The sequence below is a fragment of the Pseudoflavonifractor sp. 524-17 genome (assembly GCF_009935845.1).
Lineage (GTDB): Bacteria > Bacillota > Clostridia > Oscillospirales > Oscillospiraceae > Pseudoflavonifractor_A.
The window spans coordinates 84,511-97,785 of sequence record NZ_QWEK01000004.1 but is presented as its reverse complement, the minus strand read 5'-3'; the positions used below and the strand labels follow the sequence as shown (position 1 = coordinate 97,785).

At 63.6% G+C, this 13,275-nt stretch carries 12 protein-coding genes; 5 read left to right on the top strand and 7 right to left on the bottom strand.

Annotation, left to right across the window (positions count from 1 at the left end; genetic code table 11):
- Positions 1–3: 3 nt before the first annotated feature.
- The 4 genes from D1159_RS00870 to ftsH all read right to left on the bottom strand — a co-directional run bounded on the left by D1159_RS00870 (position 4) and on the right by ftsH (position 4,561).
- On the bottom strand, positions 4–780 hold the full coding sequence (locus D1159_RS00870) for a TIGR03915 family putative DNA repair protein (RefSeq protein ID WP_161843811.1): 777 nt from the start codon (positions 778–780) through the stop codon (positions 4–6).
- 73 nt (positions 781–853) lie between these two features.
- Positions 854–1,762 (bottom strand): tRNA (adenosine(37)-N6)-dimethylallyltransferase MiaA, encoded by a 909-nt coding sequence (miaA, locus tag D1159_RS00865; protein ID WP_161843810.1) that lies wholly within the window; start codon positions 1,760–1,762, stop codon positions 854–856.
- Between the two features lie 263 nt (positions 1,763–2,025).
- Positions 2,026–2,334, bottom strand: a complete 309-nt coding sequence (locus D1159_RS00860) for a hypothetical protein (RefSeq protein WP_161843809.1) — start codon at positions 2,332–2,334, stop codon at positions 2,026–2,028.
- 85 nt (positions 2,335–2,419) lie between these two features.
- The gene (gene ftsH / locus D1159_RS00855) at positions 2,420–4,561 is read right to left on the bottom strand and encodes an ATP-dependent zinc metalloprotease FtsH (RefSeq protein ID WP_279279978.1); all 2,142 of its coding nucleotides are present in this window, start codon (positions 4,559–4,561) and stop codon (positions 2,420–2,422) included.
- Positions 4,562–4,791: 230 nt separating this feature from the next.
- On the opposite strand from ftsH, the gene rlmB reads away from it, so the two are divergent.
- Complete coding sequence (gene rlmB, locus D1159_RS00850) at positions 4,792–5,577, top strand: 23S rRNA (guanosine(2251)-2'-O)-methyltransferase RlmB (protein WP_161843808.1); 786 nt, start codon at positions 4,792–4,794, stop codon at positions 5,575–5,577.
- A gap of 49 nt (positions 5,578–5,626) precedes the next feature.
- On the opposite strand, the gene D1159_RS00845 is transcribed toward rlmB, so the two are convergent.
- Positions 5,627–5,812: a hypothetical protein gene (locus D1159_RS00845; protein WP_161843807.1), complete on the bottom strand. Its 186-nt coding sequence runs from the start codon at positions 5,810–5,812 to the stop codon at positions 5,627–5,629.
- Between the two features lie 286 nt (positions 5,813–6,098).
- Here D1159_RS00845 and D1159_RS00840 point away from each other — a divergent pair, with 286 nt between their 5' ends.
- Together D1159_RS00840 and D1159_RS00835 are read left to right on the top strand one after the other, a co-directional pair.
- Positions 6,099–8,393 (top strand): hypothetical protein, encoded by a 2,295-nt coding sequence (locus tag D1159_RS00840; protein WP_161843806.1) that lies wholly within the window; start codon positions 6,099–6,101, stop codon positions 8,391–8,393.
- Positions 8,394–8,421: 28 nt separating this feature from the next.
- Entirely contained in the window at positions 8,422–8,724 is a 303-nt protein-coding gene (locus D1159_RS00835) for a DUF6506 family protein (protein WP_161843805.1), read from the top strand.
- Positions 8,725–9,344: 620 nt separating this feature from the next.
- On the opposite strand, the gene D1159_RS00830 is transcribed toward D1159_RS00835, so the two are convergent.
- Entirely contained in the window at positions 9,345–10,184 is an 840-nt protein-coding gene (locus D1159_RS00830; protein WP_161843804.1) for a putative ABC transporter permease, read from the bottom strand.
- A gap of 165 nt (positions 10,185–10,349) precedes the next feature.
- Here D1159_RS00830 and D1159_RS00825 point away from each other — a divergent pair, with 165 nt between their 5' ends.
- A complete protein-coding gene (locus D1159_RS00825) occupies positions 10,350–11,195 on the top strand; it encodes a DUF4358 domain-containing protein (protein ID WP_161843803.1) in 846 nt (281 codons plus the stop codon).
- A 263-nt stretch (positions 11,196–11,458) separates the two neighbouring features.
- On the opposite strand, the gene D1159_RS00820 is transcribed toward D1159_RS00825, so the two are convergent.
- Complete coding sequence (locus tag D1159_RS00820; protein ID WP_161843802.1) at positions 11,459–11,938, bottom strand: hypothetical protein; 480 nt, start codon at positions 11,936–11,938, stop codon at positions 11,459–11,461.
- A gap of 160 nt (positions 11,939–12,098) precedes the next feature.
- On the opposite strand from D1159_RS00820, the gene D1159_RS19405 reads away from it, so the two are divergent.
- Complete coding sequence (locus D1159_RS19405) at positions 12,099–13,250, top strand: enhanced serine sensitivity protein SseB C-terminal domain-containing protein (RefSeq protein ID WP_161843801.1); 1,152 nt, start codon at positions 12,099–12,101, stop codon at positions 13,248–13,250.
- Positions 13,251–13,275 lie beyond the last annotated feature (25 nt).

The window sequence follows — 13,275 nt, the reverse complement described above, 5'->3', positions numbered from 1 at the left end:
TGATCATCCGGGGAGGGCGGCGTCCGCCGGGGGATCGGTCTGAAACTCGGTCATGGTGCCCCAGTACCGCTTGGGCATGTGGGTCATGCGGCACTTGGGGTTGTACCGCTCCCGTATGGCAATGGTTTGATAAAACCGCCGCCACAAAGCCCGGTAATCCCGCTCCGCCCCGTCGGGCGCGGCCAAGTGAAATTGCGCCAGGGGCACAATCGCCCACTGGGCGGGGCGGTAAAAGAGGGCCTGCCGGTGGGTGCGGTCATAGAGGACGAAGGAGGCGTCGGGATACCGGCCGCAGAAATGGGGCCGCAGCAGAGGCAGCACCCGGTTCTTGGGGGCGATCTCCCCGGCCAGCACCCCGTCCTGGTCGGAAAAGCGCACAAAGCCCTTGAGGAGATGGGCCTCCCCGTGGAGGTGGACCACCGCCTGATTCAGCGTGAGCACCCGGGGATCGGTGAGATGGTTCAGCACGCCGGCCCCTTGCTGGTACCCGTACCGAATAAACTGCCACAGGGCCAGCTCCCGCTCCGGCAGACAGGTGAGAAAGCCGTAGGAGACCAGCTTCTGGGCGGCGGGGGAGATCTTTTGCGCCAGGGAGCGGTACACCCGCCGGGCGTGGTCCCGATGAGTCTGCACCCGCCGCTCCGGCCACAGGGACACCCGGGGGTCCTCCGGCGCGGAGAAGAGGGCGGGGGCCTCCCGGTGGACATAGCTTTCAAAAACACAAGTGAGAAAGCCGGCAAAGCTGCCATCGTAGCAATAGGAAACCTGGGTCCAGGACATAGGCGGCCCTCCTCTCGGAACAGAACGGATGTACGATTATCGTACCACCGTCTCCCGCCGGTGTCAACGGGAATCAGAGTGCTTCCTCCAAAAAGGCGTCCGCTGCCTGGATGGCCTGGGACAGAGGGTCCCCGGCGGTGTCCAGCCAGAGGACGTCTTTGTCCTTCTTAAACCAGACCATCTGCCGCTTGGCAAAGTGCTGAATGGCCCGGCCAAGGTGATCCGCCATCTCTTCCACAGTGGCGTATTTCCCCGTAAGATACCACAGGATGTGGCGGTATTCCAGGCCCAGGCCCTCCAGAAATTTGTCCGTGGCCCCGCCGGCCCGGAGCGCCGCCACTTCTTCTATCATGCCGTCGTTAATGCGCCGCCACAGCCGCTGCTGAATGCGGCGGTTGAGCACTTCCCGGGGGAAGGTCATGCCCAGAGAAAGGACGGTGTAACGGGGGACGTGGGGGGCCTGCTCCAGCATATCCCCCTGACGCAGGCGCTCCACCGTGCGGATCAGGCGCTGCCTGTTGCGCTCCTCCCCACCTGTCAGGACACAGCCGGTCTGTTCCTCCACCATGGCCCGCAGCGCCTCCACGGGCTGCTTTTCCAGCCCGGCCCGCAGAACGGGATCCGGGACGGCATCCCGAAAGGAATATCCCTCCGCCACCGCCCGGACATACAGCCCGGTGCCCCCCACCAACAAAGGCGTCTTCCCCCGCTGTAAAATGCCGTCAATGGCCGCGTAGGCCGCCCGCTGAAACTGGGCGGCGGAGTAGCTCTCGTTGGGGGACACAACGTCCAGCAGGTGGTGGGGAACCCCCTGCATCTCCTGGAGGGTGATTTTCCCCGTGCCCAGATCCAGGCCCCGGTACACCTGCCGGGAGTCGGCGGAGACGATCTCCCCCCCCACGTGCCTGGCCAGAGCCACCCCCAGCCCGCTCTTGCCGCAGGCAGTGGTGCCAAGAATGACAATCAGCTTTGGCAGTCCCATCCGTCCCACATCCTTTTTCTCAAGTGGATCTATTGTAACACACCGCCGGGCGGCGGGCAACTCAGCCGCCGCGGGAGCGCAGGCGGACGGCTTCGGCCCGGGAATGTTATCATATCACTACATTCCGTTGGAATGACAACCATTTCCGTTGGGTCTTCTGCATCATTCACTGCTATTACATATTGGTCTCCTCAGTACATGGTAAAATCTACATACTCTCTATCGTCCAACCAAATTATACGATATCTTTATTATTTTGCAGCTTATTTTATCTCTTTTCCACCAATATAACCCATAGTAAATTCTATTGTCCCCGGACTCTTTATCGATAAAAGAGATGAAAACGGTTCCTTTTTTGCCCTTTTAGGAGGAGGGCCAGTTTTTATGTTTCCGGCCCCGCCTATCCCTTTGAAAAGAGGGTTCCCCAGCCCCGCGCCCAGGAGCAGGAGGACGGTGGAGAGGCAGAAGATACCCAGGGGCTTTTCTTTGGGAAGGAATTTGATCCCGCTGCACAGCAGATGGATTGAAACAAGAAGGGCCGTTAAAATTTCGCCAATGGTAAAACAGCCCATAAAAAACACCTCCAGTCGATGAAGTTGGGAGTGCCGGGAAATAAAATGGCCCCCGGCGGTTCAGGGGCCGGGGGCCAGAAAGCGGTTATTTTTCCGGGGACTGCGGGGGTTCCTCCGGTTTCTTTTCCAGATCCACAGCGGGCGGGGTCTGCCCCGGTTCGGAGACAGGCTCGCCGGGCATATGGACGGGATCTGCGGATTTCTCCGCCGGTTCGGGGAGGGCGGTTTCCGGCCGGGCGCCGAAGTTGTCGGCGGTGGCGGGGTCCCGGCCCTCCAGAATGGCCATCATCTCCTCGCCGGTGATGGTCTCCTTTTGGAGCAGGTATTCCACTACCTTGTCCATGTCCGCCCGGTTGTCCCGGACGATCTGGACAGCTTTGTCGTAGGAGGTGCGGATGAGCTCCATCACCGCCCGGTCGATGCCGGCGGCGGTGTCCTGAGCGCAGTCGATGCCGTAGCCCCCCTCCAGGAACTGGTTGCGGCGGGAGGCCAGGGCCATCATGCCGAACTCGTCGCTCATGCCGTAGAGGGCAACCATATTCCGGGCCAGGCCGGTGGCCTGCTGGATATCCTGGGCGGCGCCGTTGGTCATGGTATCCAGCACCACCTGCTCGGCGGCCCGGCCCCCCATGAGGGTGGCGATCTCCCCCAGCAGCTCGTCCTTGGTCTGGAGGTTCTTGTCCTCCTCCGGCAGGTGGAGGGTGTACCCCAGGGCCCCCTGGGTGTGGGGGACAATGGTGATTTTCTGCACCGGGGTGGTGTTCTTCTGCTTGAAGGACACCATGGCGTGGCCCACCTCGTGATAGGCCACCAGCTTTTTCTCAAACTCGGACAGGACGGAGTTTTTCTTCTCTGCCCCGGCGATGACCAGCTCGAAGGCGGCCAGCAGGTCGTTCTGGTTCACCGCCTTGCGCCCCAGGCGCACCGCCCGCAGGGCGGCCTCGTTCACCAGGTTGGCCAGGTCCGCGCCCACGGCGCCGGCGGTAGCCAGGGCGATTTTGTTCAGATCCACGTCCTCCGCAAGGCGGATGTTCCGGGTGTGGACCTGGAGGGTGGCCAGACGGCCGGCCAGGTTGGGCCGGTCCACAGTGATGCGCCGGTCGAACCGGCCGGGGCGCAGCAGGGCCTGGTCCAGCACCTCCGGCCGGTTGGTGGCCGCCAGGAGGATAACCCCCTTGGTGGGGTCAAAGCCGTCCATCTCCGCCAGGAGCTGGTTCAAGGTCTGCTCCCGCTCGTCATTGCCGCCCATACGGTTGTCCCGTGACTTGCCGATGGTGTCGATTTCGTCGATGAAGACGATGCAGGGGGCCATTTTGCTGGCCTCTTTGAAGAGATCCCGCACCCGGGAGGCGCCTACGCCCACGAACATCTCCACAAAGTCCGAGCCGGAGATGGAGAAGAAGGGCACGTTGGCCTCTCCGGCCACCGCCTTGGCCAGCAAAGTCTTGCCCGTGCCCGGCGGGCCCACCAGCAAAGCGCCCTTGGGCAGCTTGGCGCCGATCTCCGTGTACTTCTGGGGGTTGTGGAGGAAGTCGATGATCTCCTCCAGAGATTCCTTGGCCTCGTCCTGGCCGGCCACGTCCCGGAAGGTGACGCCGGTCTTTTTTTCCACATAAACCTTGGCGTTGGCCTTGCCCACGCCCCCCAGGCCGCCGCCCATCTTCCCCGCCATGCCCCGGAAGAGGAAGGAGAGCAGCACCACCATGAGCACCATGGGCAGCAGATAGGACACCAGGAAGCTGACCACCGGGGAGAGCTCCGGCTCATAGGGGGTGCCGAAGCGGACGCCGTGCTCCCGCATCAGGCCGATGAGATCCGCGTTGCTCAGGGGGGCGCAGTAGTAATTGCGGGCCTTGGCCAGCCGCTCGTCCACAGACATGGCGCCGGGCTCCCCGGCCATGATGCTGCTGAAGAGCTGCTGATCGTCCACCCCGGCGGGGGTGAGGGGCACCGGCGCCTCCGGATCCAGCCCCACGGCGGCGGCGTCCTCCTTTAAATAAATGGTGAACTTGGTGTTGGTCATAGAGACGGAGTACACCTTGTCCTCCTCTATCAGCTGCAAAAACTCGCTGTAGAGGATCTCCGTGGACCGAGCCGAGTCGGCCATGGAGGTAAAGTAATTGATGAGAATGGTGACCACAAGCGCCCACAGGATGATGGAGACAATGCCCATCAGATTGCGCCTGTTGTTGCCGCCGCCATTTCCAGGTTGATGATCGGGCTTCAAAACCGATGCCCTCCTTAATAAATATAGTAATATAACGGGAGAATGGGATCTCTGAGACAAAGCTCCTTTATTTATAGCACAAAAGAATGGAAAATACAAGAAAGAGGGCGGGGAAACCTGTGAATTTTCTGTAAAAGAGGGGACAAGTACGGTGTTTCAAGGCTTGCGGCGGGGCTGAAGAGCCATTATAATAGAGCGCATGAAAAAAGAAAGAGGAGGGCGCGTTTATTATGAGGGAAAAGGGACCGGTCAGGGGCCGGGACGAGGATCCGGAGGCCCTGGCCGACGGCGTCATTGAGGGGCGCAACGCGGTGATTGAGGCCCTGCGGGCGGGGACCAATATTGATAAAATCTACCTGGCCCGGGGGGAGAGCGACAAGGCCCTGGGCCACATCGCCTCCACGGCCCGGGGGAAGGGCGTCGTGGTGGTGGAGGCGGACCGCCGCAAGCTGGACGGTATGAGCCGCACCCATGCCCATCAGGGAGTCATCGCCCTGGCGGCGGTGCGGGCCTACGCCAGCGTGGACGACATCCTCGCCGCCGCCCGGGAGAAGGGGGAGCCCCCCCTTATCGTGGTGTGCGACGAGCTCAGCGACCCCCACAACCTGGGGGCGGTGATCCGCACCGCCGAATGCGCCGGGGCCCACGGGGTGATCATCCCCAAGCGCCGCTCCGCCGGGCTCACCGCCGTGGTGGCCAAGACCTCCGCCGGGGCGGTGAGCCATGTGCCGGTGGCCCGGGTGGCCAACCTCACCGCCCTGCTCAAGGAGCTGAAGGAGGAGGGGGTGTGGATCTTCGGCACTGCGGCGGACGGGGAGCGGACCCTGTACGAGGCGGACCTGAAGGGTCCCGCCGCCATCGTCATCGGCAGCGAGGGGGACGGCATGGGCCGCCTGGTGGCGGAGACCTGCGATTTTAAAGTGCGCATCCCCATGCGGGGAAAGCTCAACTCCCTCAACGCCAGCGCCGCCGCCGCCATCCTCCTCTATGAGGCCGTCCGCCAGCGCCTGGGATAGCAAAATCCAAAGGCCGCCCGGTAAACCGGGCGGCCTTTGTGTATCTTTCTCAATCAAAATAGGGGAAGCCCTGTACATGGCGGATGGGGGTGACGGGAATGGGCAGGCTGGTCAGATCCAGCAGCTCCAGCAGGGCCAGGGCAATCAAATACAGCGGCAGCCCGATGAGAAAAGAGGTATGGGCCCGGGCCCACCGCTTCATCAGGCGGAGTTTTCTAGCTTGACAGCGATTCATGACACCACCTTTTTATTTTTATTATAAAAAATATTTCCGTTTTGTCAATCCGGAAAAGGCGACAGAAGCGGAGGAAGAAACTGGTGGATTACCGGCCTTTTGGCGGAGGAATTGTGAACAATCGGGAAAGCTTGTAAGGAGCCGCCATACCGTCCGGCCCAGAGGGAGGGAGACGGGCGGAAACACGCATTTTTCTCTTTCTTCCAGCGGGGGAATTGTGCTATAGTTATAGGGAAGCAGAACAAGGGGGAAAGGCCCCAATTTTACATTGTATCAGGAGAACGAGATGCCGAAGGACAAGGACAAACGCAATGACGGTGAGGAGTTCACCCTGGAGGAGATATTGGCGGAGGTGGCCGGCTGGGATACGCCGGAGGCGGAGGCTCCACCCCCAGAACTGCCGGTGGATCCGCAGCCGCCCCCTGCGCCGCCGCCGGAGCCGGGGGGCAGGCGGGGGCGGGTGGTGACCTTCCCCCGCCGTGGGGGCGCGCCGCCGGAGCCGGAGGAGGAGCCGGATCCCCAGCCGCCCCCCAAGAAGCGGGGCCCCCGGGCAGCGCTTCAGCTGGAAATCCTCAACCGTCAGGAAAAAGAAGACGAAGACGAAGAGGAGCTGGACCCGCCCGAGGAGGATCCGGACTGGCTGAAGGAGGCCATGTGGGCGGAGGCGGCCAAGCGTCAGGCAGAGGAGCTGCCCCCCAAGCCGCCGCCGGAGAAGGTGATCACCTTCCCCAGCGAGCCGGAGGAGAGCCCCCTCTCCAAGGGGCTGCGCAAGCTGAAAAAGAAGGCGGACGACTACGCTGAGCAGATGTTTGAGGAGGAGGGCAGCGAGGCGTCCCCCGAGGTGCTCCGGGCGGAGCGGTTCATCCCCGGCGTGGATTGGGAGGAGCCGGAGGAAGAGGAGCCTCCCCGCCGCAAGCGCCGCAAGCCTCCGCCCGCTCCAGACCTGCCCGCCCTGGAGCTTTTTCGGCGGTATGGAAAGGGGCTGGCTCTGTGCAAGGTGCGCACGGTGTTTGTCTTTTTGCTGTGCCTGCCTCTGCTCTACCTGGGGCTGGCCCCCGCCTTTGACCTGCCCCTGCCGGAGCTGCTGGCGGGAGAATATGCCCGGGGGATCTACGTCCAGGCGGTGCTGCTGTGCGGGGCCATGCTGCTGGGGGTGGACGCGGTGAGCCAGGGGCTGCTCCACCTGCTCACCCTGCGGGTGGAGCTGGACAGCCTCATGGCGCTGTCCTGCGGCGCCGCCCTGGCGGACGCCCTGCTCCTGGCCCGCACCCCCGGGGCGGAGCGGATGCCCTACTGCGGGGTGGCCGCGCTCTCTCTGGCGTTCAGCTTGAGCGGAAATTACCTCAAGCGTAAGGGATCCCGCATCGCCTGCCGGACCGCGGCCTCCGCGGCGGAGCCCGACCTTATCACCTTGGACGAGAACAAGTGGAACAATAAAGACGCCTACGCCAAGTGGCCGGGGGAGCCCATGGGCTTTGGCCGGCAGATGCAGGCCTCCGACGGGGCGGAGCGGATCTACCACATCCTCACCCCGCTGCTGCTGCTGGCCTGTGTGCTCTTCTCCGTGATGGCGTCGGCGGGGCAGGGCAAGCCGGACAAGCTGGCCTGGTGCCTGTCGGCCACCCTGGCCGCCGGGGCCTCCTTCTCCGCCAACCTGTGCTACGGTATCCCCTGGCAGGCCCTGTGCCAGCGGCTGGCCCGGAGCGGTGCCGCCCTGGCGGGGTGGGACGGCGTCACCGGCACGGGCCGGCGGGCCAGCGTGCTGCTGACGGACACGGATCTCTTCCCGCCGGGGACGGTGTCCCTCAACGGCATCAAGATCTTTGGGGACTTCCCGGTGGACAAGGTGGTGGGCATCACCGCCACCATGATCCGGGACGCCGGCTGCGGTCTGGAGAAGATTTTTCACGACCTGCTGCGCAGTCAGGGGGCGGTGTACCGCCGGAGCAGTGAGTTTACATGCTACGAGGGGGGCGGCGTATCCGCCGTCATCCGGGGGGAGACCGTGCTGGTGGGCCGGGCGTCCTTCATGCACATGATGGAGGTGGCCCTGCCCCAGGGGCTAAAAGTAAAAAACGCGGTGTTCTGCGCCATTGACGGGGAGCTGGCGGGGATTTTTGCCCTAAAATACGCCCTGCACGGCACGGTGGAGCCCGCCCTCAACGCCCTGATCCGCAACGGCATCCACCCGGTGCTGGCCACCCGGGATTTTAACATCATCCCCTCCATGCTGGAGCAGCGCTTCCGCCTGCCGGCGGATCGGATGGACTTCCCAACGGTGGAGCGGCGGGTGGAGCTGTCCGATCCCGGCCAGGAGCACAGCGACATCCTCACCGCCGTGCTCTGCCGGGAGGGCGTGGGCCCCTATACCGAGGCCGCCGTGGGCGGCAAGCGGCTGCGCCTGGCGGTGCGGCTGTCCGCCTGCCTGGCCTGCGGCGGCGCGGCGGCGGGCATTCTGCTGGCCTTTTACCTCACCTTCGCGGAGGCGTACGCCTCTCTGGCCCCGGCCAACCTGCTGGTATTCCTGCTGATGTGGCTGGTGCCCACCGTGCTCATCTCCAACTGGGTGAACCGGTACTAAGTGCTATTAAGAAAAAGGAGCGGCAAACATGAAGAAAAAATGCGGCATGATGATTATGAATCCCCTTTTTGACCCGGAAAAGGACCACGCCCGGCTGGACACCGCCAAGGTAGAAAATCACATCATCACCGTGCGCACCCCGGAAGAAGCCGTCGCCAAGGCTGTGGAGCTGGCCGACGCGGGCTTTGGCGTTCTGGAGGTCTGCGGCGCCTTTGGCGAGGAGCTGGCCCGGAAAATGTACGATGCTGCAGACCACAGGCTGACCGTGTCCTATGTGGTCTGTCCGCCGGATCAGCTGGAGGCTACAATGGCCTTTTGGATGGAGGGGTAAGAGCCTCCCGGGAGGCCCCTCCAGAAGGCCCTGCGCGGGGGGCGCCAGGGCCCTTTCCCGAAAGGGCCCTGGACCCAAAGGGCCAGAGGGGGGCTCATCCCCCCTCTGGACTCCCCCAAAGCGTAGACGGGCGGCCTCTGAATTCATCGGACACAAGGCAAAGCAGTTGCGCCCGCCCGAAAAGAACCAGTGGACAATATTTTTTGCCCGCGTCGTATACAACGCAAAACTTGAAAGCCACAGCAATTCAAATACGCTGTCCGACGGCCGCCTTTTTGGATGCGAAGCACCAAGCCTCGTGGCGGCCGTCAGATCCAGTTCTTGAATCGCTGCGGCTTTCAAGTTTTACAGTGTAGTCGACGCGGGCTTTTTTGTAACGACTGACATAATAAAGGCGTCGGGCGCGGGCGCAACGACTTTGCGCTTGCCTCTTGCCTGAATATTGAGGCCGCCCGCCCGGGGGTTTCCCAAGGGGGGCCAGCCCCCCTTGGGCCCTTTGGGTCCAGGATCCTTTCGGGAAAGGACCTTGGCGCCCGCCGCGCAGGCGGCCCGTGCGGCGAGCACGAAACTCCCGCCCCGGGGGCGGCCCGCGGGGGCCCATTACCCGAATATCACCAGACTCAGCGTTTCTTGTTCCGCGTCCGGTTCATCCGCCCCCGCAGGGCCTCCACGGCGGCGGCGTGGCGGGTGGAAGTCATACGGGGAAAGGCCTTCAGCAGGCGGCGCTGGCCAAAGCCGTGGTGGGAGAGAAGGGCCTCATGGGCGGCCTTCAGCTCGGCCAGGGCGTTCTCCTGGACGGCTTTCAGCTCCGCACGCTTTTCGCTCAGCTCCTCCCGCAGTCCGCTGCCCTTTTCCGTGAGGGTAAGGGTGGCGGAGGACAGTCCCTCCCCCAGTTCGTTGGAGGCGGACTTGATCCGCCGGGCCAGCTCGTCGATCTGACCCAGGCGGCGGTTGAAGCCCACCATCGCGGCCACGGTGGCCCCCAGATCCGCCAGAGCGGCCAGCATCAGGAGGACCAGAAGGACCACGCCTGCGGCAAAGGGAATGCGGCCCACCAGGGCCTGCATGGCCGGGTGGATCATATCTACCACAATGAGGCAGGCAAAGCCCCACAGGATGGAGAACATCAGACAGATGTAGCCGTTGAGCTGAAAGGGCATGTCGGAGTAATCCCACCACTTCTGGTGGAAGAGCTTTTCCAGCACAAAGCCGGTGAGCCACTCCAGCGCGCTGGTGAGGAGCACGGAGCCCAGAAAGAGCAGGGGCAGGTTATCCCGCAGCGGGGTGAGCAGAAAGATGACCGTCACCGCGCCGAAGCCGTAGATGGGGCATAGAGGGCCGTTGAGAAATCCCCGGTTGACAAAGTCGCCGGTTTTCAGGGCGGCGTAGCATACCTCGCTGCACCAGCCCAAAAAGGCGTAGAGAAAAAAGTACCACAGGCAGAGATAGCATACAGGCATAGGGACTCCTTCCGGCGGCAAGAAAAAATCGGGGAAGCGGGGGAACTTTTTCCGCAGTCCGCCGTCCAATTGGAATAGATGATCTGTCAAGGCCCAGTATAGGGCCAGGGGCAAAAAATGTCAACACGCCCGGCGGGAGCCAGGCGGAAAAGGAGAAATGAAGCCATGAGACACAGCTATCAATATGCGGCGGCGGCCGCTGTTCTGGCGGGGAGCCTGCTGGCGCCCGCCCTGGCCAATGAGCCGGCGCCGGAGGTGGTGAACCTGCCCCAGCCCAAGAGCTACCAGAGGATTCTGACGGTCAACGGCCAGGAGGTGGACGCCAGCGCCCTGCCCTATGCCCAGGGCCTGCCCATGCGCCTTATTGCCGAGGCGGACCACGGCAACGCCCTCTGGTTAGAGGAGGAAAATGAGAGCATTTTCTATTTGCAGGGGGCCCAGATCCGGGTCAACTACGGGGAGAACACTGTGTCCGTGGGTGACACCGTGCTGGAGGGGATCACCGCCCAGGTGGTGGACGGGGTCACCTTCCTGCCGGAGGCCGCCCTGGCCGCGGTGGAGGGGTACACGGTGGACCAGAATTTGGCTCTGGACGTGGATCGGGTGGACATTATAACCCCCAATAACGCGCCTGTGGTTAAGCTGGGCTATGAGCTGATGGAGATATCGAACGCCAACGCAAACCGCACCGGGCTGGATCTGTTGGAGTACTACGGCATCAATCCAGAGAGCTTTACCGAGGCGGCGGCTTTCTTCCCCATGAACATCAGCCCGGACACCCTGCTGGTGGGCAGGCTGGCCGACGGCAGTGAGGAGGAAGTCAAGGCGGGGCTGGAGGCCTACCGCCAGCAGCAGGCGGACACCTTCTCCTGGTACCTGTCCCAGAACCTGCCCAAGGTGGAGGACGCCAAGCTGGTGGTCAAAGACGGCTGGCTTCTCTTCGTCATCGCGGAGCATTCCGATGAGGCGGTGACCGCCTTCGAGGCGTGGGTGGCCGCCCAGAACAGCTAAGAACCTGTATTCATAACCGGGGGGCGCTGGATTGCCGAGGGATTTTGCCCTTGCGCAAGGCAAAAAAACGCAGAAATACTTTGTGTATTTCAAGATTTTTTGCCGCCGCGCAGCGGCGAAAGACCCGGCAAGACAGTGTTCAGCGGTTGTGAATACAGGTTCTAAACGGAAACAAGCGGCCTGCCGAAGGAGATTCGGCAGGCCGCTTTCGGCTGTGGAAAAAGGCGCTGCCTTTTCCGGCAGCGGGGATGCGGCCCGCCGGCCTATGAGTATGGGATGGGGTGGGAGCGGAAGTGTACATCGGTCCACTGGGTCCCGTCCCACTGGCAGACGACCTCCTCTCCGGTCAGGCCGGGATGGTACCGCTCCCCGTCGAAAAAAGTGCCCTGGTGGGAAAGATAATGCACCGCCAGGCCAGGCAGAGCGCCGTCCGCCCCGTCGGACCAGGTGAGCCGGGGAAGAACGGTGGGGTCGCTCCAGATCTCCTGGTCAAAGGACTGGAAATGTTCGCCATAGCGCAGGTAGGCGGTGTCCCGCACTTGCGCATTATCGCAGTAGAGGGCGATATCCAGCTCCGGCAGGACGCCCAGAAGGAGATATCCCCCGCTGCCGTCCAGGCCCTCCGCCCGGGCCAGGGTATCCGGCAGATCCGCCGGCAGAGTGCGCGCCGGCGGTGTGGGGGCCGGCCGGAGGGTTGGGGCTTCCCCCAGCCAGCAGGATAAGAAACGCGGACAGAGCTGCATATAAATTCATCGCGGCAGCCGCCTTTCCTGCTTATAGACGCAAATTGGGGAAAATGGTTCCATTCCCCGGAGAAATTTGCCCTATGGCCCAGGCCTTGGTTGACAGCAAAGGCGGTTTGGAATAGGATAGAAGGGCAAAAGGCGAGGGGAGGGAGCTGCCGTGGCGGAGATACAGGAGCTGATTGAGGGCTTTCACCGCAGCCCGTCGGAGGGGCGGTACGCCCAGATAGTGGAGGCCCTCCGGCAGACCCGGCCGCTGTGGGCGGCCCAGTCCCGCCACACCGGCAATCTCTATCTGGGGGAGGAGCAGGGAGGAACGGCGGCCTATCTCTTCTCCAAAAAGGACTACTGCGCCCAGTTCATCCGCGGTATGGCGGAACGGGGGGAGGCAATGGCCGCGCGGCGGCTGGAGGGGGATGCCGGCGCCCTGGCGGAGGACTGCCGCCGGTGCGCTGTGCGCCGTCTGGTGGTGGACAGCGGCCAGGTTTTTCTCAATCTGTCAGCGGAGGATCTCTCCCCCGCCCCGGACAGCCTGCCGGAGCCGGAGGAGACGCGGCAGGTGCGCAATCCGGAGCTGGTGCGGGCCGTGCACCGCCTGTTTCAGGCGGCGGGCCGGCGGCAGGCCAGCCAGGCCCTGGAGGTGGAGATGTTCCGCCAGCTGGTGAAGGGACGCTTTCTGGCCCCCATCCGCTGGGAGGCGGAGGCCGGGGGAGAGATGCCGCGCATTGTGCGCACCGACGGAAAGCGGCATATCCCGGTGTTTACGGACTGGACGGAGCTGAGGCGCTTTGACCGGCAGGGCCAGTGCCGGGGGATAATTACCGGCTTTGACCGGCTGGAGCGTCTGGCGGAGCATTGGGACGGGGTGGTCATCAACCCGATGGGGGCGGCGCTGGTGCTCACGCCGGAGCGTCTGCGGGCGGCCCGGGCGGGTGCGCAGAAGATCCAGCGGGTGGAGCAGCCAGAGGCCCCCAGCCGGAGAGACGCCCTTGTTTTTGGGACGCCGGACCCCTGGCCAGAGGCGCTGGTCCAGGCGGTAAGCGCCTGCTTCCGGCGGCATAAGAGGGTGCGGCGGGCCTATTTGAAAAAGCTGCTGCGCAATGGGGAGGAACGCTATCTCCTGGCGGTGGCCCTGGGGGAGGAGGACCCGGAGGCCGTCTACCGGGCGGCGGCGCAGGAGGCGGCCCGGGCCGCCCAGCCCCATCTGGGGGGAACGCCCCTGGAGGTCGTACCGGCAAACAGCCCCCTGGGCGTCCAGGCGGTCCAGGGAACCCAGCCCTTTTACCGCCGCCGGTTCTGGGGCCTGTTTTAAAAGAAATCTGGCCTTTGGGCCGCAA